The 22055-nt window shown below is 74.2% G+C and carries 20 protein-coding genes; 11 read left to right on the forward strand and 9 right to left on the reverse strand.

Annotated elements, in window-relative coordinates; all coding sequences use genetic code 11:
• Nucleotides 1–114 precede the first annotated feature (114 nt).
• The 4 genes from ACPYN7_RS04260 to ACPYN7_RS04275 form a co-directional block, all read right to left on the reverse strand.
• Complete coding sequence (locus ACPYN7_RS04260; RefSeq protein ID WP_424346783.1) at nucleotides 115–2202, reverse strand: M3 family metallopeptidase; 2088 nt, start codon at nucleotides 2200–2202, stop codon at nucleotides 115–117.
• Between the two features lie 170 nt (nucleotides 2203–2372).
• A complete protein-coding gene (locus ACPYN7_RS04265) occupies nucleotides 2373–3449 on the reverse strand; it encodes a hypothetical protein (RefSeq protein ID WP_424346784.1) in 1077 nt (358 codons plus the stop codon).
• Nucleotides 3450–3453: 4 nt separating this feature from the next.
• Nucleotides 3454–5991, reverse strand: coding sequence for a PEP/pyruvate-binding domain-containing protein (locus tag ACPYN7_RS04270; RefSeq protein WP_424346785.1), 2538 nt, complete (start codon nucleotides 5989–5991; stop codon nucleotides 3454–3456).
• A gap of 160 nt (nucleotides 5992–6151) precedes the next feature.
• Nucleotides 6152–6874: a LysE family translocator gene (locus tag ACPYN7_RS04275; RefSeq protein ID WP_424346786.1), complete on the reverse strand. Its 723-nt coding sequence runs from the start codon at nucleotides 6872–6874 to the stop codon at nucleotides 6152–6154.
• Nucleotides 6875–6985: 111 nt separating this feature from the next.
• Between ACPYN7_RS04275 and ACPYN7_RS04280 the strand changes: the two genes are divergently transcribed.
• Nucleotides 6986–7906: a LysR family transcriptional regulator gene (locus ACPYN7_RS04280; protein WP_424346787.1), complete on the forward strand. Its 921-nt coding sequence runs from the start codon at nucleotides 6986–6988 to the stop codon at nucleotides 7904–7906.
• A gap of 81 nt (nucleotides 7907–7987) precedes the next feature.
• Here ACPYN7_RS04280 and ACPYN7_RS04285 read toward each other — a convergent pair whose 3' ends face one another.
• The 4 genes from ACPYN7_RS04285 to ACPYN7_RS04300 all read right to left on the reverse strand — a co-directional run bounded on the left by ACPYN7_RS04285 (nucleotide 7988) and on the right by ACPYN7_RS04300 (nucleotide 11418).
• Nucleotides 7988–8482, reverse strand: a complete 495-nt coding sequence (locus ACPYN7_RS04285; RefSeq protein WP_424346788.1) for an MmcQ/YjbR family DNA-binding protein — start codon at nucleotides 8480–8482, stop codon at nucleotides 7988–7990.
• Entirely contained in the window at nucleotides 8479–9657 is a 1179-nt protein-coding gene (locus tag ACPYN7_RS04290) for an MFS transporter (RefSeq protein ID WP_424346789.1), read from the reverse strand. Before ACPYN7_RS04290 ends, ACPYN7_RS04285 begins: the two co-directional genes overlap by 4 nt.
• 148 nt (nucleotides 9658–9805) lie before the next feature.
• Complete coding sequence (locus ACPYN7_RS04295) at nucleotides 9806–10576, reverse strand: hypothetical protein (RefSeq protein ID WP_424346790.1); 771 nt, start codon at nucleotides 10574–10576, stop codon at nucleotides 9806–9808.
• Nucleotides 10576–11418: a hypothetical protein gene (locus ACPYN7_RS04300; protein ID WP_424346791.1), complete on the reverse strand. Its 843-nt coding sequence runs from the start codon at nucleotides 11416–11418 to the stop codon at nucleotides 10576–10578. The genes ACPYN7_RS04295 and ACPYN7_RS04300 overlap by 1 nt, the downstream gene beginning before the upstream one ends.
• A 185-nt stretch (nucleotides 11419–11603) precedes the next feature.
• On the opposite strand from ACPYN7_RS04300, the gene ACPYN7_RS04305 reads away from it, so the two are divergent.
• Nucleotides 11604–12410, forward strand: a complete 807-nt coding sequence (locus ACPYN7_RS04305) for a hypothetical protein (RefSeq protein ID WP_424346792.1) — start codon at nucleotides 11604–11606, stop codon at nucleotides 12408–12410.
• Nucleotides 12411–12495: 85 nt separating this feature from the next.
• On the opposite strand, the gene ACPYN7_RS04310 is transcribed toward ACPYN7_RS04305, so the two are convergent.
• The gene (locus tag ACPYN7_RS04310) at nucleotides 12496–12822 is read right to left on the reverse strand and encodes a hypothetical protein (RefSeq protein WP_424346793.1); all 327 of its coding nucleotides are present in this window, start codon (nucleotides 12820–12822) and stop codon (nucleotides 12496–12498) included.
• Nucleotides 12823–12986: 164 nt separating this feature from the next.
• On the opposite strand from ACPYN7_RS04310, the gene ACPYN7_RS04315 reads away from it, so the two are divergent.
• The 9 genes from ACPYN7_RS04315 (at nucleotide 12987) to secF (ending at nucleotide 22046) form a co-directional block, all read left to right on the forward strand.
• Nucleotides 12987–14294, forward strand: coding sequence for a MurT ligase domain-containing protein (locus ACPYN7_RS04315; RefSeq protein ID WP_424346794.1), 1308 nt, complete (start codon nucleotides 12987–12989; stop codon nucleotides 14292–14294).
• An 11-nt stretch (nucleotides 14295–14305) separates the two neighbouring features.
• Nucleotides 14306–15028, forward strand: a complete 723-nt coding sequence (locus ACPYN7_RS04320) for a type 1 glutamine amidotransferase (RefSeq protein ID WP_197412616.1) — start codon at nucleotides 14306–14308, stop codon at nucleotides 15026–15028.
• Nucleotides 15029–15194: 166 nt separating this feature from the next.
• Nucleotides 15195–15956: a YebC/PmpR family DNA-binding transcriptional regulator gene (locus tag ACPYN7_RS04325; protein WP_424346795.1), complete on the forward strand. Its 762-nt coding sequence runs from the start codon at nucleotides 15195–15197 to the stop codon at nucleotides 15954–15956.
• 26 nt (nucleotides 15957–15982) lie between these two features.
• The gene (gene ruvC, locus ACPYN7_RS04330; RefSeq protein WP_368825239.1) at nucleotides 15983–16579 is read left to right on the forward strand and encodes a crossover junction endodeoxyribonuclease RuvC; all 597 of its coding nucleotides are present in this window, start codon (nucleotides 15983–15985) and stop codon (nucleotides 16577–16579) included.
• Nucleotides 16580–16669: 90 nt separating this feature from the next.
• A complete protein-coding gene (gene ruvA / locus ACPYN7_RS04335; RefSeq protein WP_058872691.1) occupies nucleotides 16670–17311 on the forward strand; it encodes a Holliday junction branch migration protein RuvA in 642 nt (213 codons plus the stop codon).
• Nucleotides 17312–17337: 26 nt separating this feature from the next.
• Nucleotides 17338–18435 (forward strand): Holliday junction branch migration DNA helicase RuvB, encoded by a 1098-nt coding sequence (gene ruvB, locus ACPYN7_RS04340; protein ID WP_231738247.1) that lies wholly within the window; start codon nucleotides 17338–17340, stop codon nucleotides 18433–18435.
• Between the two features lie 200 nt (nucleotides 18436–18635).
• Complete coding sequence (yajC, locus tag ACPYN7_RS04345) at nucleotides 18636–19094, forward strand: preprotein translocase subunit YajC (protein WP_424346796.1); 459 nt, start codon at nucleotides 18636–18638, stop codon at nucleotides 19092–19094.
• 91 nt (nucleotides 19095–19185) lie between these two features.
• Complete coding sequence (gene secD, locus ACPYN7_RS04350; RefSeq protein WP_424346797.1) at nucleotides 19186–21027, forward strand: protein translocase subunit SecD; 1842 nt, start codon at nucleotides 19186–19188, stop codon at nucleotides 21025–21027.
• The gene (gene secF, locus ACPYN7_RS04355; protein WP_424346798.1) at nucleotides 21027–22046 is read left to right on the forward strand and encodes a protein translocase subunit SecF; all 1020 of its coding nucleotides are present in this window, start codon (nucleotides 21027–21029) and stop codon (nucleotides 22044–22046) included. Before secD ends, secF begins: the two co-directional genes overlap by 1 nt.
• The last annotated feature ends 9 nt before the right edge of the window (nucleotides 22047–22055 follow it).

Consider the following 22055-nt stretch of genomic DNA (forward strand, 5'->3'; position numbering starts at 1 on the left):
TCTGCCCGCCCGGCCGTGCGGCCCGGCCGCACGGCCGGGTCCCGGTCCTCCGGCCCGGTCGTGCGGCCCGACGCCGGGGCCCGGCCCCTGCGGCCGGTCCGGGAGCCGTGCCGCTCAGCCGCGGGCGTCCGGGGCGGGCGCCCCGCGCTGCCGGTGGACGAACTCCTCGCGCTGCTGGAGCCCGCGCCGCTCCAGCAGCGCGCCGAGGTGCGGGCGGCGGCCCAGCAGGGCCTCGAAGGACTCCATCGGAGCGGTCTCGTTGCCCCGGGAGAGCACCTCGGCGGCGAAGCGCCGGCCGTTCTCCCGGGTCGGCCCGCCGCGGTCCGTGAACCACTGCGCCGTGTCGGCGTCGAGGATCTCGGACCAGATGTAGGACCAGTAGCCCGCGGAGTAGCCGCCCGCGAAGACGTGCTTGAAGTACCCCGTCCGGTAGCGGGGGTCGATGCCGGGCACGTCCACCCCAGCGCGGACGAGCGCCTCCCGCTCCACGGTCCGCGGGTCCGCCGGCTCGGCCGGGTCCTCGATCCCGTGCCAGGCGAGGTCGAGCCAGGTCGAGGCGAGGTACGCCACGGTCCGGAAGCCCTGCCCGTGGGCGGAGGCCTCCCGCAGCCCGGTCAGGGTCCGCTCGGGGATCGGCTCGCCCGTGCGGTGGTGGCGGGCGTAGTGCCGGAGCACGTCCGGGTGCAGCACCCACATCTCGTGCACCTGGGAGGGGTACTCCACGAAGTCCCGCGGCACCTTCGTCCCGGAGAACGAGGGCAGGTGCACGTCGGACAGCAGCCCGTGCAGGGCGTGGCCGAACTCGTGGAAGACCGTCACGACCTCGTCCAGGGTCAGCAGCTTGGGCCTGCCCGCGGGCGGCCGCGTGAAGTTGGCGTTGTTGACGACGACGGGGCGCTGGCCGGTCAGCCGGTTCTGGTGCACGAGCGAGCCCATCCAGGCCCCGCCCTGCTTGGTGGGGCGCGTGAACCAGTCGCCCAGGAACAGGCCCACGCCGCGGCCCTGCTCGTCGGTGACCTCCCACACCCGGACCTGGGGCAGGTAGCCGTGCAGGTCGGGGCGCTCGGTGAAGACCAGCCCGTAGAGCTCCCGCGCGGTGCGGAAGATGCCGTGCTCCAGCACGGACTCCAGCTCGAAGTACTCCCGCAGGGCCGCGGCGTCCACGTGGTAGCGCTCCAGGCGCAGCCGCTCCGCCCAGAACGGCCAGTCCCACGCCTCGATCGGGTGGCCGGCCAGCTCCTCGAGCTCGGCCCGCTCCTCGAGCGCGTTGCGCACGGCCGGGCCGGTGACCCGCTCCAGCATGTCGTGCACCGCCTCCAGGGACGGCGCCGTGCTCCCGGCCAGGACCTGGTCGGCGTGGCTGGGGTAGCCCAGCAGCCGGGCCTGCTCCGAGCGCAGCCGGGCGATCCGCGCGGCCACGGGCAGCAGGTCCGTGCGGCTCTGCGAGCCCGCACCGCCGTGCTCGCCGGTGCCGCGGTGCACGGCGGCGAGGTGGATCCGCCGGCGCAGCGCGCGGTCCGTGAGCACCGACAGCACCGGCTGGACGGTGAACAGCGAGGGCGTGAGGAGGTAGCGTCCCGGCATGCCGTTCTCGGCGGCCGCGGAGGCTGCCGCCTCGATGTCGGCGGCGGACAGCCCGTCCAGCTCCGCGGGGTCGTCGACGACCACGGCCGAGGCGTTGACCTCCCGGATGAGGTCGTTGCCGTAGCGGATGCTCAGCTCCGAGAGCTCGTCGTTGATCGCCCGGAGCCGCTGCTGGTCGTCCAGGCTGAGCTCGGCGCCCGAGTTCGCGAACCAGGAGACGTACTCGTCCAGCACGCGCAGCTGCCACGGCTCCAGGCCCTCGCGGTCGACCCGGCGCACCCGGGCGTAGAGCGCCTTGTTGAGGGTGAAGTCCGCCTTGTGCTCCGACAGCCGCGGCGCGAGCTCCTGGTAGATCCGCTGGACGCCCTCGGTGTTGTGGGCGGCCGTCAGGGTGAAGAAGACCGACTCGACGCGGTCCAGGGGCAGACCGCCGCGTTCGAGGGCCTCGACGGTGTTCGCGAAGGTGGGCGGGTCCGGGTCCGCCAGGATCGCCTGCACGCACTCGAGGTCCTGGGCCATCGCGGCCTCGAAGGCCGGCAGGAAGTGCTCCTCCTTGATCCGCCCGAAGTCGGGCAGCTCGTAGGGGAGGTCGCTGGGGCGCAGGAGTGGGTTGTCCAAGGGCCGGCTTCTGTCGTGGTGGGCGGACGGGTGCGCTCAAGACTAGCCGCCCCGTGTGACGGTGGTGATTCCACGCCGCGCCGGTCGGCCACGCGACGCGGACGTCGACGACGTCTCGGCAGAACGGCCGGGGAAGTGCGTGCCGTCCACCGCGGTGCCCACCCTCGATGTCACTCGGGGCGATCGAGCAGGTCGCCGTCCCGGGTGAGGTCGGCGTCGGTGCGAAGGGGCAGCACCTCGAGCCCCGGGGTCTCCATGAGCTCGCGCACGAGCGCCGTGGTGCCGGCCACGAGCGTGGAGTCGAAGTCGATCTCCGTGGCGAGCACCCAGGCGTGGTCGTCCGGCCACAGGATGCTGGGCGAGTGCGCCCACACGGCGTCGTCGACCCAGGGCGCGCGGGCAGGCCACGCGGCATCCGCGAAATCGGCGGCACCCGCCTCGAACAGGACGTAGCGCCGCCCGGTGTCCCCGTGCAGCTCGAACCGCGGCCCGGTGGCGATCTCCCGGGAGAGCAGTCCGGAGCCCGGTTCCGGGCCGTTGCGGGCAGCCCCGGAACGAGCCGTCAGCACCGCCTGCGCTCCGGCGAGCCCCGCCCGCCCGGCCGCAGCGAGCCGGTCGCGGAGCGACGGGGCGGCGCCGCGCCCGGTGTCCTCGTCGGTGTCCTCGTCGGTGTCCTCGTCGGTGTCCTCGTCGGCGTGCCGGGCGGGCCGCCTCCCGCTCGACTCGGGCACGAAGTGCGCAACCCCTGCCGAGCTCAGCAGGCCGCCCCAGCCCTCCCAGATCGCGGCGACGCCGGCGTCCGGGGTCGTGGTGTGACGGGCCAGCACCGCGGAGGCCGCGGCCAGCGACACGGCGTCGAGACAGCCCTCGGACGTGTCGCCGTACCGCCAGCCGTCGGCGGCGATCACCCCGTCGACTTCGCCGTCGTCACGCCGCACGAGCCGTGCGTACTGCGCCTGGGCGTGCATGGTCGTGCCGAACGACGCCGCGGCCTGCGCCCACGTGGCGCGCTCCGTCTCGAGCGAGGCCTCGATGTCGTCGACACCCTCGAAGTACGTCGTCTCGTCGAGGCCCTGCCAGGTCCTCGTCCTCCGCGGACGGTCGCGCTCGACCGGATGGAGCACGCGCGCGTACGCCCCGAAGCCGCGCGGAACCACCGACAGGATGCTCTCCGGAGGCTCAGCTTCCATCGGGCGCAGCCACTCGCCCCGCTCGAGGTCGGACACCCAGGCGAATCGTTCTGACATGCGCCTATTCTCCTGGTGCGGTCCGACCCGGCTCACCGGCCCGATGTTCCCGAGCGCCCGCGACCCCCGGGCGCTGCGCCTCGCCGTCCGTCTCGTGCAGGTGGATCAGCCCCGTGGCGCCGTCGATGGTGACCACCTGGCCCTCGGTCAGCCGGGTGGTGGCGTCGGGCACGCAGATGACGGCCGGGATGCCGTACTCGCGGGCCACCGTCGGGCCGTGGGCGATCGTGGAGCCGGTCTCCGTGACGAGCCCGCCGGAGGTCAGGAACAGCGGGGTCCAGCCCGGATCGGTGGTGGGGGCGACGAGGATGTCACCGGGCCGCAGCCTCGCCTCGGACGGATGGTGGACGATGCGCACCGGCCCGGTCGCGACCCCGGTGGCCGCCGGCTGGCCGACCAGCACGTCCGGCCCGTGCTCGGCCGCGGTGCCGTCCGGCAGGGCCTGGGGATTCGTGCCGTCGGACAGCAGCAGGCCCGGGACCTGCCGCCGTCGGGCCTCGCGGTGGTGCTCCGCACGCCGGCCGGTCACCACCGGGCGCAGGTCCGTGCCGTGCGAGGCGTCGAGAGCCTCGTCCAGGGTCAGGAACAGGATGTCCTCCGGCTGCTCCAGCAGGCCGCGCCCGGTGAGCTCGGCCCCCGCGGTGAGCAGCTGCCGGCGCACCTCGGCCAGCGGGGTCAGCCACAGGAACTTGGGCAGCTCGCGCAGGCCGGCCAGCTCCCGGCTGCGGCGCAGCATGGTGCCGGCGAGGCGGGCCCGCAGCGGCCGGGTGCGCCGCGCGCGGTCGACGAGCTCTGCCACGGCGGCCTCGGCCTCGACGGCGGCGCGGGCGAACCGGGCCGGCGGGGCCTGGTCCGGGTCGGTCACCTGCAGGTACCCGGCCAGGGCCGCGAACACGGGGGTGGAGTCGTCGGCCCACCGGGGGGAGCCGACGTCGATCTCGGCGCTGCCGCGGATCCCGTACTCCTCCAGGAAGGCCGTCAGGCCGAACTCGGGCAGCTCGCCGCGCGAGAAGCGCGCGGCGAGCTCGTCCGGGGCGGTGCCGACCAGGAGATCGCGGTGCGGACGCGCGGCGACGGCCACGGACCAGAGCTTCAGGTCCATCTGGGTGGTGACGTTGTGGGGCATGCCGCGCAGGGTCGCGTTCAGCTCACCGGGCCGCAGGACGTCGCGCAGCAGCCCGCCGGCCACACCCTGGGCGATGAGCGCTGCCCACAGCGGTGGCAGGGATCGCATCATCGGTCCGGTCATCGCCGCGTCCTGCAGACCGGCGGCGCAACGGATCCGGCTCGCCGTGTCCGCCGGCTCGGTCCGGGGCTGCCGGCGGACCTGCTCGAGTTCCTGGAACGCGCGCTCGCGGGCGGCCGCGGGCCGTGCCAGGGCCCGCAGCGCGCCGAGCAACGAGGCCGGCACGACGGTCAGGAGCAGCCGCGCGATCGCACCGGCGGAGCGCGCGCGCCGACCGGGGGGAGCGGGACGGGGCGCGTAGCGGGGGTCCTCCAGGACGCGCCGCATCCCCCGCGCCACGGCCGGACCGTAGACCTGCAGCATCTCCGGAACCCGGGAGTGCAGGCGCGGGCTGCGGACGAAGCCGGTGAGGTCGGTGAACAGCCGGCCACCGATGTCGACGAGGTACTGATCGGCCACGGTGTCGTCGACGCCGATGATCTGCAGCCAACGGCGGGTCGTCTCCCGCAGCACGGACACGCCCATGGGGGTGACCGGACGCCGCAGCCCCTGCATGTGGCCGATCTCAAGGTAGACGCGCGGGTCGCCCTGCACCGGGTCGGTCCCGGGCGGGAGCGGGAAGAGCGTGGTGATGGCCCGGGACTGCAGCAGCCAGAGCGCGCCCTCGGCGTCGTAGGCGAACTCGACGTCCTGCGGGCCGCCGAGGGCGCGCTGCACCCGCTGCCCGGCCTGCTGGAGCTCGCGGAGCTGACCGGGGGACAGGCAGCCGTGATGCTGCTGCCCGGGGAGCGGGCCGTGCCCGGGCAGGACGTAGTGGTCGGTGTCCACGGTGCCGTCCACGACGCCGGTGCCGAGCCCCGGGACCGCGTCGACGACGGTCTCCGTGCGGGTGCCGGTCAGCGGATTGGCCGTGAACATCACCCCGGCGGCCGTCGGGACGATCATGCGCTGCACGACGACAGCCATCGCCGGGTCGTCGGCCTCCAGCCCCCGCTCGGCCCGGTAGGCGACGGCGCGCTCGCTGTCCACGGAAGCCCAGCACTGCCGGATCGCCTCGAGCAGCGCGGCCCCGCCCTCGACGTCGAGGACGGTGTCGTGCTGGCCGGCGAAGCTGGCGTCCGGCAGGTCCTCGGCCGCAGCGCTGGAGCGGACGGCGACGGGGCCACCCCCGAGACGTTCGTAGGCCCTCAGGACCGCCTGCTCGGGGACGGCTCCGGAGCGGTGGGCCTCGGTGGTCAGGCAGAACCCGTCCGGCACCCGCTCGCCCGCGGACAGGAGGGCCCCGAGGCCGAGGGCCTTGCCGCCGACAAGCTCGATCGTCCCCGGGGCGATGTGGGCCAGGTCGATCACGTCCATGGGATGCCTCTCTGTCGCCCCGGGACCGACGGGGGATGAGAACCGGGCCGTGCCACGGGGTGTCCGGCACCCCGTTCGTAGCCGATGATCCAGTCCGGACGGTGGCAGGTCAACCTCCTCGTGCCCCGGGGCGCCGGCGTCCCTGCGCGGCCGGGGCCGATCAGAGCCAGGAGGTGAGCACGGGGACGGTGGTCATCAGTCCCAGCCCCACGAAGACCGCTCCGGAGGTGAGCTCGATCCTGCGGTTCACGGCGGGACGGTCGAGCCAGGTGCCGGCGGTGTGGGCGACCAGGGCCACGAGGAACAGGTAGATCCCGATGGCTGCCGCCACCGTCCCGCCCATCACCACCACGACGAACAGCGCCCCGGCTCCGGGCGGGGTGAACTGGGGCAGCAGGGCCAGGAAGAACAGCCCGGTCTTCGGATTGGTCAGACAGCACACCAGCCCTGCCGCGAAAGCCGATCGCGCCCTCCGCCGGGACGGCTCCGGGCGGACCGGGGCAGCGGTGACGGCCGACCCCGCGGTCCGTGCGACGCCGACGGCCGACTCCGCGGTCCGTGCGACGCCGACGGCCGTCGGCACCGCGGTGGCCGGGGCGGGAGCGTGGGGGACGAGCGCTCGGTAGCCCAGGAAGAACAAGTAGACGCCCCCGAGAACCCGCAGCGCCTGGAAGGCGGCCGGGGAGTCGTCCAGGAAGGCGGCCACGCCCACCGCCACCAGCCCGGCCCAGGCGAAGACCCCCAGCGCGGAACCGGCCGCGGCCAGCATCCCGGCCCGCCGCTCGCGCAGGGCGTGGCCCAGGGTCAGGACGGTGTCGGGTCCCGGCGTGATGGCCAGGACCACAGCCACTCCCAGCAGGGCCAGATAGCTCGAGGTGTCCACGGCAACTCCTTGTCGGTCAGTGCTCCGCAGTCTCTACCGTGCCACCGCATCAGCCTTCGGAACCAGCAATGATTTCTGCGTCATTGACAGGTGAAAGCGTACGATCGAGGCATGCTCGATCCGCACCGGCTCGCCATCCTGCGCGCGGTCATCGCCGCCGGTTCGATCCACGCCGCCGCCCGGAACCTCCATCTGGCCCCGGCCACGGTCAGCCAGCACCTCCGCGCCCTGGCCCGGCAGACCGGGCTGGTGCTGTTCGAGAAGAACGGCCGGGGCATCGAGGCCACCCCGGCCGCCCGGCACCTGTGCGAGGCCAGCGCGGACACCCTCAACAGCCTGGAACGCCTCGAGCGCACCGTGGAGGATCTGCGGCAGGGCCGGGCCGAGCAGATCGCCGTCGCCTGCTTCGCGTCCGTGGCCCAGGCCTGGATGCCCGAGGTCGTGCTCGCCCTGCGCGCCCGGTCCCCGGACGTGGTGGTGGAGATCAGCATCAACGAACTGCATCCCACCGGAGGCCGCCGGGCGCCTGACATCGACGTGCGCAACGAGTCCCTCGACGGGCCCCCCGTCCACCTGGAGGGATACCATCGCCATGCCCTGCACGAGGAGGACTTCTGCGTGGTGCTGCCGGTCGGCCATCCCCTGGCCGCACATCCCGCGGTGACCATGGCCCAGCTGCGTGACGAGCCCTGGATCGACCACGACATCCACGACGGCCCCACCGGGCGCATCATCACCCGCGCCTGTCACGCCGCCGGCTACACCCCGCACTACGTCGCCCGTCTCGACGACCACCACGCAGCGACCGGTCTCGCCGCGGCCGGGCTGGGCATCACGGTGCTGCCCCGGATCGCGCTCACCGGGCTGCCGGCGAACCTCACGGCGAGGCCGCTGGTGGACCCGGCCGTCCACCGGCGCATCGTCGCGCACACCCGCACCCACCCCACCCGGGCGCGGCTGATCCACACGACCCTAACGGCGCTGCGCCAGGCCGCTCACCGAAGCGGGCCGTCGACACCGGACGAGCACTGAGTCCGCGACGACGGGCCGCCCCGGTGAGGACGCCCACCACGACGGGGGACGTCCCCCGGACACGGACAGCAGGACGTCCGGTCAGGGGTGCCCACCGGTGCGGTGGTGGCGCAGCACGGGGCGCTCGCTGCGGGGGAGTCCTTCGACGACGAGCTCGTAGGCGTTCAGCACCAGCTCCTCGACGAGCTCCGGGGTGATCCCGGGGCCGGCTGCGAGGGAGATCCAGTGCTGCTTGTTCATGTGGTGGCCGGGCGTGATCGTGGGGAACTCCTGGCGCAGTGCCGCCGCGTGCGGGGGCTCGCACTTGAGCGTCACGATCGGCTCCCCGGGTGCTTCCGTGGTCAGCAGGAAGATCCTGCCCCCGACCTTGAACACGTCGTGCTCGGGGCCGAAGGGCCAGGTGCAGGACACGGCCGGCAACCCGGCGGCGACCTGCTCGGCGATCTGCTGAAGCCTCGTTCCGTCCACGACGCGTCTCCTTTTCTCGATCGTGGGGTCACCGGGCGCCTCGGACTCCGCGTCCGCGGCGGCCTCGGCGCGTGGCCCGTCGTCGTGATCGCGGGGGGAGGTGGTCACGGTGCTCCCCGCGGCGCTCTGCCGGCACGAGTACGACGCCCGGCCCGGGCCAGCGCGAGCGGCAGGGTCAGCAGCGAGATCGCTCCGGCCACCAGCAGCGCGGTGCTGAAGGAGGTCCCTGCGGCGACCATCCCCACCACGACCGCTCCGATGCCGGTCCCGGCGTCGAAGCCGATGTTCCACACCGCGCTGGCAGGACCGTAGTGCTGCCGGCTGACGGCCTGGAAGGTCACGACCAGGGTGAGGTTCTGCAGGCCGCCGTAGCTGATGCCCACCATCGCCGCGCCGACGAGCAGCGCCGGCGCCACGGTCGCCCGGGGATCGTGGACCGCCCAGGCGAGCACCGCCATGCCCGCCGTGGTCAGCAGCACCAGCGGCGGGATGAACCGTTGCGGCCCGTGCCGGTCGGACCACGAGCCGATCCGCCAGCGCGCGAGCGCGGCCGCGACATTCATCAGCAGCAGCGCCAGGGTGGTCAGCACGGCACTGCTGCTCATCTGGGCCATGAAGGTGATCAGCGCCCCGCCGGCCAGGGTGACGCCGAGCAGCAGTCCCATGGGAGGGAGGAGACTCAGATAGGGGGCCCGGGCGTCCACCGCCTCGGGGACGTGGTCCAGCATCCGGGCCAGGCCGACGGCGGGGACGACGGCCGCCGCGGGCAGGGACGCCAGGGCGAACACGACCCAGAAGCCGAGCTGCTCGGCGATCCAGGGTCCCGCCGACAGGAACAGCACCTGCGGTCCCGCGATCGCCAGGCCGTAGGCGCCGATGGCCTTCCCGCGCCGCTGCGGCTCCACCAGCTCGGCCACGAGGGCGCTGCCGGTCACGGTCAGGACCCCGAAGCCGAGCCCGCGCACCGCGGACAGCGCCAGGGTCGGGCCGAGCGCCGCGCTGGCGCCGTGCGCCAGGGCGGGCAGGCCCAGCAGGAGCATGCCCGTCACGAGGACCGGTCCCCAGCCGAAGCGGCGCAGCGCCCGGGGGACGAACAGCTGCGTGAGCACGGTGAAGAGCATGAGCACGCCGTTCACCAACCCGGCGCCGACCGCGTCGGCGCCGCCGCGCACCGCCCACAGCGGTGCGACCGCCAGCAGCGCGGCGTAGCCCGAGAAGCCCAGAGCGGTCATGGTCAGCAGCAGCGGCATCCCCGGCGCCCGCCAGACCGAGCCGTTCACCACCGGCCGAGGTCCGTGACGAGGGCCCCGCCGCCGGGGCACGCGGAATCGGCGGGGGTGCTCCCGCCGCGGCCTCGCGGCACCGCGGGCGGCTGCTTCTTCCGGACATCGACGATCGGCATGATGACGCCAGCCTATGCCCGGCACCAGCTCAGCCGGCGCCTCCGCGCAGGACGTCCACGTGCACGTGGTCCAGGTGGCGGAGGATCTCGTTGCCGGGCTCGGGCGCGTCGTAGTCCCGCCACTGCCCCCGGGAGCTGTGGGCGCTCCAGAACCGGTCGTCGAAGATGACGTACTGGACGTCCAGGTCCTCGGCGTGCGCGACCAGCCAGTGGGCCAGCAGCCAGCCCGCCCGCCGGTTCTCCTCGGTCACCGGGCGGAAGAAGACGTCGACGGCCCGGCCGTCGTAGTGCGTCGACTCCGCCCCGTGACCGTGGTCGACTCCGCCGGGTGCGAACCCGCCGAGGCTCTGCGCACCGAGCACCTCGGTCATCGCCGCGCGCAGCCGCTCGGCGCGCGGGGTCAGGCCGGTGCCGGTCAGCTCCTGCTCCGGCAGACCACCGGCCGCCGAGCCCCGGCAGGAGAGGCTCGCACCGGCGTCCCCGGGCGGCCCGTCGGCCAGCCGCTGCAGCACCGCCTCGTCGATGCCCGAGGTGTCGGGGGCCTCCGCCCCGCGGGCCGCGAGCGCCACCGCCGTGGTGGCCCGCTTCGCCTGCTCCCGGTCGAGCCCGACCTCTCCCTCGGCGGTCTCGACCGTGCACTCCGGGCCCCACGGCAGCCAGCTGTCCCCCGTGCTCAGTCCGCCGAGCAGGCCGGGCCCCAGGAGCCCCAGGGCGCCCGCGAGCACCCCCAGCACGAGGAGCAGACCCACGAGCGTGCGCACGGAACCGGACCGGCGCCGACGCGTGTTCTCGTCCGCCATCACGAGGGCGGACCGGCTGCGCGCACGGACCCGGTGCTGCGCGGCACCGGAGCAGCGGAGGCGGTGCCGCGCCGAGGGCGGTCCGGATCGCGGTCCCGGCCGTCCTGGCGCTCGCGCTCGGCACGGCCGGCGGCGATCTGGGCCGCCCAGCGCACCCGGAACGGCCGCGGGTCCGGCGCCGCGGTCCCCGGCGGATCCACGGCCGCGTCCGTCGCCCCGGAGTCTGTCGCACCGGTGTCCGTCGCGGCGGTGTCCGTCCCGGGACCCTCCTGCCGTGGCCGGCGGTCGGCGTGCCGTCGGGCGGCGGCGAGGGCCTCGGCCCGCCGCTGCTCGGCCTCGGCGGCGGCACGCTGGTCGGCGGAGCGCATCGGGGTGCCGTCCTGGTGGGTCCAGGTGCGCAGCCGGGCGGCGAACCATGCGCCGGGATTCTCGATCCCGGTCACCGAGTCGTGGGCGTAGCGGGCCCCCTGCGGAGTCCAGTCCAGGGCGTGCAGGACGTCGGCCACGGTCCACCCGGCATCGAAGCAGGGCTCGGCCACGGCCACGACGCCGGCGGTGCTGATCCGGCGCAGCACCAGCGCGTGGTGCTGGATCTCCAGTCCGGCCAGCCGGCGGACCTGCCGCCGGTCCTGAGGGGTCGCTCCCGGTGCCGGCCGCACCGGCGCATGAGCCGGCCACAGCGGAGCCGTGCGCCGGCTCAGGGCGGCCCGGACCTCCCGCTGCTGGGCGTCGGCCCGGGCGGCGGGCCGCGGCCCCGCCGGAGCCGTCGGGGACGTCCCGTTCGGCGCGCGCGGGGCAGGGCGCGGCCTCTCCGGAGGCACGGGACCGACCTGGACGTCCACCGGCATCGGCTCCTCTGCTGGTCCTGGGGATTGCTGGTTCTGGGGGTTGCTGGTTCGTGGAGGCTGCTGGTTCCTTGGGGGCATGTCCCGCGGTCTCCGGCCGCGCCGGGCGCGTCCCGGCCCGCGCCGACAGTGTCGCGCCCGGTCGTGGTCCGACGATAGCGGGATGTGCTCTACTCGGTCGCATGACCGGCACCTCCCTGCCCGACACGCCCACGGCGGAGGACTTCCGCGCGCTGGCGCGCAGCTCGCCGTGGCGCTTCAGCACCCTGCACTTCACCCACCGGCAACAGGTGAACCGCGGGAGCACGGCGAGCGGCGAACCGGCCGAGGCCTGGCTCGACCGGCGCCTCGGCCGGCTCGTCGTCCGCTCTGCCGGTGAGGTCGAGGTCGCCGAGGGCCCGCCCTACGGCGAGGCCGTGAGCGCGGTGGCCTGCCACGGCGACGGCGTGGCATGCGCCGGCCCGCCGTCATCGCCGACTCCGACGTCGACTCGGGAGCCGGAGCCGGTGCTGCGCCCCGACGGTCTGGTCGCCCGGCGCCCGGAGGACTGGCACTACGACCACGGTGATCCCCTGTGGCAGGACTACCGGTGGACGGCCATGCTCGACCCGGCCGAGCTCAGCCGCGGCGTGGACGTCAGCGACGTCCTGGCCACGACGCTGCGGGGACGTCCGACCTGGTCCGCCACCTGCCGGCCGCTGATCGGTGACGGGGAGGAGTGGGAGAACGGCTACACGCCGCGGTGCGGGTGCTGCCCGCTGCTGGAGAGCCGGGCCAGCCGGATCCTCGAGTACGGCCCCGATGACCCGACCCTCACCGGCGGCGACCTCGCCACGGTCTACCGCGTGCACCTCGACCTGCGGACGGGCATCGTGGTGGACATCACCCCGCTGGACGGCGTCGAGGGCACGGCTCTCTCCAACGAGCTCCACGCCGTCGACGCACCGCTCGATCCACCGCTTGAGCCACCGCTCGATCGACCGCTGTGAAGGGCCCGGCCGACCGGCCCGGCAGCCCTCCGCCGACCGAGCACGTCAGGAGCGCCGTGTTCCTCCACCACCGCGGCTGTGCCCCTCAGCGCCTCTGCGGCCGAGCAGGCCCGTCCGGGCCACGCCGCCGGCCCAGCAGCCAGCCGGCGCAGAAGGCCCACAGGACGAGACCCGCGGCCACCCCGGACCACCCCGCCGTGGCCTCCGGGGTCACCACGGTCATGGCCGGGAGCGTCTCGCCGCTCGCAGGGAGGTCCCCGAACCACCCGAACGCCGCGTCCGCCGGATGCAGCAGCACCAGCATCGCCCCGCCCAGCACCAGCACCGCGCCCAGCAGCGCCAGGACCACCCACCACCGGGGCGGCCTTCGCGGCGGAACGGACGGAGCAGTGGCGGGGCCGACGGAGTCCATGGTCCGACCCTACGGGTGCGGCGCCCCACCTCGCGCGGCACGCGGCGGCGGCGTCGTGTCCTCCGTCGTCGTCCTCCGCGCCCCGCGCGGCCCCGGACGGACCAGGGGCCGCGCTCCCCAGGACGCACCCGGGTGCCCGCCGCCGCCGGGGCGCAGACCATAGGATGGAGCGCATGTCCAGACCCCACGTGCGCCTGCTCGGCCAAGGCATCCGGTACCTGACCACACTGCGCGGCGGAGGCTCCGCCTTCCCCGGCCTCGTGATGGAGCGGCTGCACCCCGGGTTCGTGGCCGAGGAGCTCGCGAAGCTCCCGCACGGCGTGGTGCTCATCAGCGGCACCAACGGCAAGACGACCACCACCAAGATGGCCGTCCAGCTGCTGCGCTCGCAGAGGTTCAAGGTCTTCACCAACCGCACGGGGTCCAACTTCGTGCGCGGCGTGGCCGCGGCCCTGCTCGGAGAGATGAGCCTCACCGGCCGCCTCGACGCGGACGTCGCCGTGCTCGAGCTCGACGAGGCCCACGCCGTGCACTTCGTCAAGCAGGTCAAGCCCCGCCACGCGCTGCTGCTCAACGTCATGCGCGACCAGCTCGACCGCTTCGGCGAGATCGACACCACCCGGCGGATGCTGGCCCAGATCGCTGCGGCCACCACGGGCACCGTGGTGCTCAACCGCGAGGACCCCAGGATCGTCTCCCTGGCGGAGCACGTCCCGGAGGGCACGCAGACCCGCTGGTTCGGCCTGTCCGCGCCGCTGCGGCCCATGTTCCCCTCCGACGACGACATGCGCTCGGCCGGCGGGCCCGACGCCGAGGACGACCACGAGGGCGACTTGGCGCCCCGGCCCGCCGCCGACGTGGAGCTGACGTCCTTCGAGGCGAACCGGGTCCGGCTCACGGTGGGCGGAGAGCCCGTCGAGACCACCGTGGAGCTCTACGGCGTCTACAACATGTACAACGCGGCGGCCGCCCTCGCCCTGGCCCTCGCGGTGGCCGGGCCCGACGCCGACCGCGCCGCGCTGGTGGACGAGCTCTCCCGGGTCACCCCCGCCTTCGGCCGCGGGGAGACCATCACCGTGGACGGCCGCCCGCTGCAGCTGCTGCTCGTGAAGAACCCCGCCGGGTTCCGGCTCTCACTGGCCTCGGCCCGGCCGGGCGACTACGCCACGATGATCGCCATCAACGACGAGTACGCCGACGGCCGCGACGTCTCCTGGCTGTGGGACGTCGACTTCCACTCCCTGCGCTCCGGCGGAGTGGACGTGGTGGCCGGCACCCGCGCGTGGGACATGGCCCTGCGCCTGGACTACGACGAGGTCCCGGTGCGCGAGGTGGTCCCGGGGCTCGGCGACGCGCTGCGGCGCTTCGTCGCCGGGGCCGGCGAGCGGCCCATGCGCGTCTTCTGCACCTACACGTCCATGCTCGAGCTGCGCCGGGAGCTCTCCCGGGTGGCCGAGGTCGCCGAGATCTGAGCGGAGCCCCCGTGACCGACCGCACCGTCCACCTCGTCCAGCTCTACCCCCGGGACATGAACATCTACGGGGACTGGGGCAACACCCTCACCCTCAAGCGCCGGCTGGAGAAGTACGGCTATGCCGTACGGCTGAGCGACCACAACCCCGGGGACCCGTTCCCGCCCGACGCCGACCTCCTGGTGGGGGGCGGCGGCCAGGACTCCGGGCAGTTCCGGGTCCAGGAGGACCTGCAGCGGATCGCCCCCGAGCTGCGGGCCATGGCCGCCGACGGCGTGCCGATGCTCGCGATCTGCGGTCTCTACCAGCTCTTCGGCCACGAGTTCCGCACCGGCGCCGGCGAGACGCTGCCCGGCATCGGCATCCTCGACCTGACCACGGTGGGCGGGCCCACGCGCCTGATCGGCAACATCGTGCTGGAGTCCCCGGAGTTCGGGACCGTCGTCGGCTACGAGAACCACTCCGGGGTCACCCGCCTCGGCCCCGGCCAGGCGCCGCTCGGGACGGTGCTCAAGGGCGCCGGCAACAACGGCGAGGACGGCACCGAGGGCGCTCGCGTGCACCACGTGGTGGGCTCCTACCTGCACGGGTCGATGCTGCCCAAGAACCCCGCCGTGGCCGACCACCTCATCCGCGCCGCCGTGGAACGCCGGCTCGGGGCCTTCGACGCCGCGCCGCTGGACGACACCCTGGCCGAGCGGGCCCGCGAGGTCGCGCAGGCCCGGCCCCGCTAGACCCCCGGTCCGGGGTGGGCGCACCCGGTAGAATGGGTCAGGACTTCTCCGGCCCGCCCCGGCGGCGGCCGGCACGGCCCGCTCCGGCCACCGCCGGAGCGGGCCGTGCCGGGACGACGACCGGCGCGTCCCGGCCGAGCACGAACGACTTCCCGAGGAGGGACGCATGTCAGGACACTCCAAGTGGGCCACGACCAAGCACAAGAAGGCCGCGATCGACGCCAAGCGCGCCAAGGCCTTCGCCAAGTACATCAAGGGCATCGAGGTGGCTGCGCGCATGGGCGGGCCCGACACCGCCGGCAACCCGGCGCTGGACCTCGCCGTGTCCAAGGCGAAGAAGAACTCGGTGCCGGTGGCGAACATCGACCGGGCGATCAAGCGCGGCGCGGGCCTGACCGGTGAGGTCGTCGACTACACCGAGATCCTCTACGAGGCCCGCGGTCCCCAGGGCACGGCGCTGTACATCGAGTGCCTCACCGACAACAAGAACCGTGCCGCCTCCGAGGTGCGCGTGGCCGTGACCCGCAACGGCGGCACCATGGCCGACTCCGGCTCCGTGGCGTTCCTCTTCGAGCGCAAGGGCGTCGTGGAGGTCACCCGCACCGACGGGCTGACCGAGGACGACGTGCTGATGGCCGTGCTGGACGCGGGCGCCGACGAGGTCGTGGAGCAGGAGGACGTCTTCGAGGTCGTCTCCGAGGCCACCGACCTGCCGGCGATCCGCACCGCCCTCGACGAGGCCGGGCTCGAGTACAACAACGACGACCCGCAGTTCCGCCCGAGCATGCTCGTGGAGCTCGACGCGGAGGGCGCCCGGAAGTTCCTGCGCCTGGTCGACGCCGTCGAGGAGCTCGACGACGTGCAGAGCGTCTACTCGAACGCGGACATCCCCGCCGACGTCCTGGCCCAGCTCGACTCCGAGGACTGACCACGGCCACGCAGCGGATCCTCGGGGTGGACCCCGGACTGACGCGGTGCGGGTTCGGTCTGATCGACATGGCCGGCAACCGCACCGCGTCCTTCGTGGACGTCGGCGTGGCCGGCACGGACGCCGCCGACCCGCTCGACGTGCGCGTGCTGCGGATCTGGGAGGCCACCGAGCGGTGGATCGAGCGGTACCGTCCGGACGCCCTCGCCCTGGAGCGCGTGTTCGCCCAGACCAACGTGAACACCGTCATCGGCACGGCGCACGCCTCGGGCGCCGTCATCGCCTCGGCGGCCCGCCACGGCGTGCCGGTCGCGTGGCACACCCCCTCCGAGGTCAAGGCCGCGGTGACGGGGGAGGGGCGGGCCGACAAGGCGTCCGTGGCCCGCATGGTGGTGCGCATCCTCCGGCTCGACGCGGCGCCCCGCCCCGCCGACGCCGCCGACGCCCTCGCCATCGCCATCTGCCACGGCTGGCGCGGCGGCGGCACGGGCGTGGACGCGACGGCAGGGACCGAGACGCACCAGGGCGCCCGCCCCCTGGCCGCCGCCCGCACCGGCATGACCCCCGCCCAGCGGGCCTGGGCCGAGGCCGAGCACCGCGCCCGACGGGGCCGGCGCGGCTGAGTCGGTGCCCACTGCTAGAGTGGTCGTCATTCGTAGACCTGTTCGATCGACCGTGCTCGGCCCCCGCCGGGCACGGGAAGGAGTTGCCCGGTGATCGCGTCCATCACGGGACAGGTCGAGCACGTCGGCCTCACCACCGCCGTCGTGGCCGTGGCCGGCTTCGGCGTCCAGGTCCAGGCGACGCCGGAGACCCTGGCCGGGCTGCGGATCGGCCGCGAGGTCCGCCTGGACACCGCCTACGTGGCGCGCAAGGACGAGTCCCCGCTGCTCTTCGGCTTCCGCAGCCCCGCCGAGCGCGAGGTCTTCGAGATCATGCTCGGGGTCAGCGGTGTGGGCCCCCGCACCGCCCTGGCCGTGCTCTCCGTGCTGGGCCCGGACGACGTGCACCGCGCGATCGCGCAGGGCGACGCCAAGGCGTTCACGACCGTCCCCGGCATCGGCCCCAAGGGCGCCCGCCGGATCGTGCTGGAGCTCGCCGACAAGCTCATCGTCCCGGACCGTCCCGCCCAGCCCGCCGCCGCCCCGATGGAGCCGTGGCGGGCGCAGGTGCTCGAGGCGCTCGTGGGCCTGGGCTGGAGCGAGAAGGACGCCGCCCGCGGCGTCGCCGACGCCCTCGCCGACCGGGAGGAGCTCGCCGCCTCCGGGGACGTCCCGACGATCCTGCGCACCGTGCTCGGGTGGCTCGGCGCCGCCAAGGCCGGCTCGCGGGCCGGTGCCGAGCGGGGGGCCTGAGCGTGGCCCGCGAGGACGGTGCCGCCGTGAACGCCCGGGACCGGCTGGTCTCGGCCGACGACGAGCCCGACGAGAAGCAGCTCGAGTCGGCCCTGCGGCCCGCGAACCTCGACGAGTTCGTGGGGCAGAAGCGGGTGCGCCAGCAGCTCTCCCTGGTGCTCGAGGCCTCCCGGCTGCGGGGCCGCTCCGCCGACCACGTCCTGCTCTCCGGCCCGCCCGGGCTGGGCAAGACGACCCTGGCCATGATCATCGCCGAGGAGATGGGCGCCCCCCTGCGGATCTCCTCCGGGCCGGCCATCCAGCACGCCGGCGACCTCGCCGCCATCCTCTCCTCCCTGACCGAGGGGGAGGTGCTGTTCCTCGACGAGATCCACCGCATGTCCCGGCCCGCCGAGGAGATGCTCTACATGGCCATGGAGGACTTCCGGGTGGACATCGTGGTGGGCAAGGGCGCCGGCGCCACGTCCATCCCGCTGGACCTGCCGCCCTTCACCCTGGTGGGCGCCACCACCCGCGCGGGCCTGCTGCCGGGCCCGCTGCGCGACCGCTTCGGCTTCACCGGCCACCTCGAGTTCTACTCCGTGGAGGAGCTCGAGCTCGTGCTGCGCCGCTCCGCCGGGCTCATGGACCTCGCGATGACCGCCGAGGGCTTCGCCGAGGTCGCCTCCCGGTCCCGGGGCACCCCGCGCATCGCCAACCGGCTGCTGCGCCGGGTGCGGGACTGGGCGCTCGTGCACGGCATCGAGCGGATCGACGCCCGCACCTCGTCCGCCGCCCTCGACATGTACGAGGTGGACACTCGCGGCCTCGACCGCCTGGACCGCTCGGTGCTCGAGGCGCTCGTGACGAAGTTCGGCGGCGGGCCGGTGGGCCTGTCCACCCTGGCGATCGCCGTGGGGGAGGAGACCGAGACGGTCGAGACCGTGGCCGAGCCCTACCTGGTCCGCGAGGGCCTGCTCGGCCGGACGCCCCGGGGCCGGATCGCGATGGCCGCGGCCTGGGACCACCTGGGACTGCGCCCGCCCGAGCACGCCGCGTTCAAGGACCCCGGGCTGCGGGCGGCCTTCGGCGGGACCGCGCCGGCGCCGGCCGCCGAGGACGTCCCGCCCCTGTTCGAGGACTGAGGCCCGGGTTCCGAGGGCCGAGCACCGGGGACTGAGCACTGAGGACTGAGCACCGGGCGCCGATGACCGGGACCGAGCTCCGGGGGCCGCCCCGGATCCGTGCGCGGACCGGCGGCCGCCCACCGGGCGCCGTCCAGGACGCCGACAGGGTGGATCGCCTACCATGGTGAGGACACCCACCACCGATCGAACGGAAGTCCGTGATCCCGCTCCTCGCCACCCAGTCCCTCGCCGCCCAGGCCCCCCAGTCCACGGGGGGCGGCACCGCCTGGCTGCTGCCGCTGATGCTGGTGGCCATGGTGCTCCTGCTCTGGCTGCCCATGCGGCGGCAGAAGAAGGCCATGGCACAGGTCAAGGAGAAGCAGGCGGCCATGGGCCCCGGCACGGAGGTCATGACGAACTACGGCCTCTACGGCACGGTGCGCTCGATCGACCGGGACACCAACAAGGTCGTCCTCGAGATCGCCCCGGGCACCGCCGTGACCGTGCACCTGCAGACCGTCACCACGGTCGTCGAGGACGAGACGGCGCCCGCACCGGCCCCCGGGACCGAGGCGGAGCCGTCGGTGATCGAGCCCGACGCCCCCGGCGCCGGGTCGACCCCGGTGGACCCCCTCGACGACGACACCCGGCGCGATCCCGGGCAGCGCAACGACTGACCCCCCCACACGGGACGACGGGCCGACCACTGGTCGGCCCGTTCCCATGCACAGGCCCGGCAGCACCGGGCCGTCGTTCGTAAGGAAGACCATGGCACTGACCACACGCAAGACCCCCGGTGACCCCGGGGCCGCCGCACCGGACGGCACGCCCGGGCGGGGCGGCTCGACCGCGCCGGCACGCTCGGGGGTGCGGGCCGCCCTCTCGACCGCCCGGCGGTCCCTGATCGGGCTGCTGGTGCTGCTCGCCCTGCTGGGCGGGCTGCTGGCCTGGGGCGCGGGCACCGACCGCACCGGCTGGGGGCCCAAGCTGGCCCTCGACCTCGAGGGCGGCACCCAGATGATCCTCTCCCCGTCCCTGCAGGGGGAGGACGCCGGCGAGGAGGTCTCCCCGGAGCAGCTGGACCAGGCCGTGGAGATCATCCGCCAGCGCGTCGACGGCTCCGGAGTGGCCGAGGCGGAGATCGCCACCCAGTCCGGCGACAACATCGTGGTCTCCATGCCGGGCGTGCCCTCCGCCGAGACCCGCGAGCTCATCCAGACCTCGGCGCAGATGAACTTCCGGCCCGTGCTCACCACCGCCGCGGCGGAGCCGGTCCCCGAGGACCAGCGCGCCACCGACGAGGAGCTGCCCGAGCCCACCGCCGAGCCGACCGACGCCTCCGACCCGAACTGGATCACCCCGGAGCTGTTCCGGGAGTTCGAGGCGACCGACTGCACCGTGCCCCAGTCACCCGAGGAGCGGGAGGCCCAGGAGTCCGGCGAGCCGATCGTCGCGTGCGAGCCCGAGACCGGCACCAAGTACCTCCTGGGGCCCGTGGAGATCCAGGGCACCGGCATCGAGGACGCCTCCTACGGCACCGCCCAGAACTCCCAGGGCGTGTCCCTGAACCAGTTCGCCGTGAACCTCCAGTTCGGCCCGGAGGCCACGGACACCTTCCGGCAGCTCTCCGAGCGGCTCTACGGGATCGGCACCGCCACCTCCGGCGACCCCCGCAGCCAGTTCGCGATCCTGCTGGACGGCCAGGTGGTCTCCGCCCCGTCGATGAACGCCGTGATCTCCGACGGACAGGCCCAGATCACGGGTCAGTTCACCGAGGAGCAGGCGAAGTTCCTGGCCGAGCAGCTCAAGTACGGCGCGCTGCCGATGAGCTTCGACATCCAGTCCGAGCAGCAGATCTCCGCGACCCTGGGCGCCGATCAGCTGCGGATGGGCATCATCGCCGGGATCATCGGCCTGGTGCTCGTGTGCGTGTACTCGCTCTTCCAGTACCGGCTGCTGGGCCTCGTGACCATCAGCTCGCTCGTGGTCGCGGGCGTGCTCACCTGGCTGGCGATCACCCTGCTGGGCTGGTCCGCGAACTACCGCCTGTCCCTGGCCGGCGTGGCGGGCCTGATCGTGGCGATCGGCCAGACCGCGGACTCGTTCATCGTCTACTTCGAGCGCATCCGCGACGAGATCCGCAGCGGCCGCTCCATCCCGGCGGCCGTCGACCACGGCTGGCAGCGCGCCCGCCAGACCGTGCTCGCGTCCAAGGCCGTGAACCTGCTGGCCGCGGCCGTGCTGTACTTCGTGGCCGTGGGCAACGTGCGCGGCTTCGCCTTCACCCTGGGCCTGACCGCGATCGCCGACCTGCTCGTCGTCTTCCTCTTCACGCACCCGGTGATGGTCATGCTCGCCCGCACCCGCTACTTCGGCGGCGGCGGGAAGCACTCGGGGCTCAGCCCCGAGGCCCTCGACGCGGTGCCCCTGTACCGGGGCGCCGGCCGGCTGCGCGAGCCGCAGGCGGAGCACGACGGCCTGACCATCGCCGAGCGGCGCCGGCGCGCGGCGCGGACCGCGCCGGAGGACCCCCCGTCCGCGGCGGCACCGGACGGCGCGCCGGTCGGCGCGTCGTCGTCCGCCGCCCGCACCCCCGAGGAGAACGCCTGATGTCCAAGTTCGCAGATTTCGGCAACGCCCTGCACAGCGGACGGACCTCCTACCCCTTCGTGGGCCGGGCCAAGCAGTGGCTCGCCGTCGTGGGCGTCCTCGTGCTGCTGTCCCTGCTCGTGCCCGTGGCCAAGGGCGGCTTCAACCTCGGCATCGACTTCACCGGCGGGTCCGAGTTCACCGTGTCCTCCGTGGCCGACCCGGACATCGAGGCCGGCCGGGAGGCCGTCGCCGAGTCCTCGGACGCCGCCGGCGTGGAGGTCACCAACATCGCCCCGGAGACCGTCCGGGTGCGCACGGAGCAGCTCGACGACGACCAGACCCTGGCCGTCAAGGACGCCCTGGTCGACGCCTACGGCGTGAGCGAGCAGGAGGTCACCTCCAACTTCGTGGGTCCCACCTGGGGCGCCGGCGTCACCACCCAGGCCCTGCAGGGCCTGGTGGTCTTCGTGGTCCTGGCCACCGCCCTGATGGCCCTGTACTTCCGCACCTGGAAGATGTCCGTCTCGGCGGTCGCCGGCATGCTCGCCTCGGTGGCGATCACCGCCGGGATCTACTCGCTCGTGGGCTTCGAGGTCACCCCGTCCGCGGTGATCGGCTTCCTCACGGTGCTCAGCTACTCGCTCTACGACTCCGTGGTGGTCTTCGACAAGGTCCGGGAGAACACCGAGGGGCTGCTCGACGGCACGGCCCCGCCGGAGCGGGCCGGCCGGAGATTCTCCGACCAGGTGAACCTCGCGGTCAACCAGACGCTGGTGCGCTCGATCAACACCTCCGTGGTGGGCATCCTGCCGGTCGGCTCGATCCTGTTCATCGGCTGGCTCGTCCTGGGGGCGGGCACCCTCAAGGACCTGTCGCTGTCCCTGTTCGTCGGCATCATCGTGGGCACCGCGGCCACCCTGTTCGTGGCCGCGCCCCTCTACGCGCTGCTGCGCCGCGGCGAGCCCGCGGTCCAGGAGCAGGAGGCCCGCGCGGGGGCGCCCGTCGAGCGTGCCGCCGAGGGGGCCGCGGCGCACTAGACTGTAGCC

The organism is Kocuria sp. CH-021 (assembly GCF_049716185.1).
GTDB lineage: Bacteria > Actinomycetota > Actinomycetes > Actinomycetales > Micrococcaceae > Kocuria > Kocuria cellulosilytica.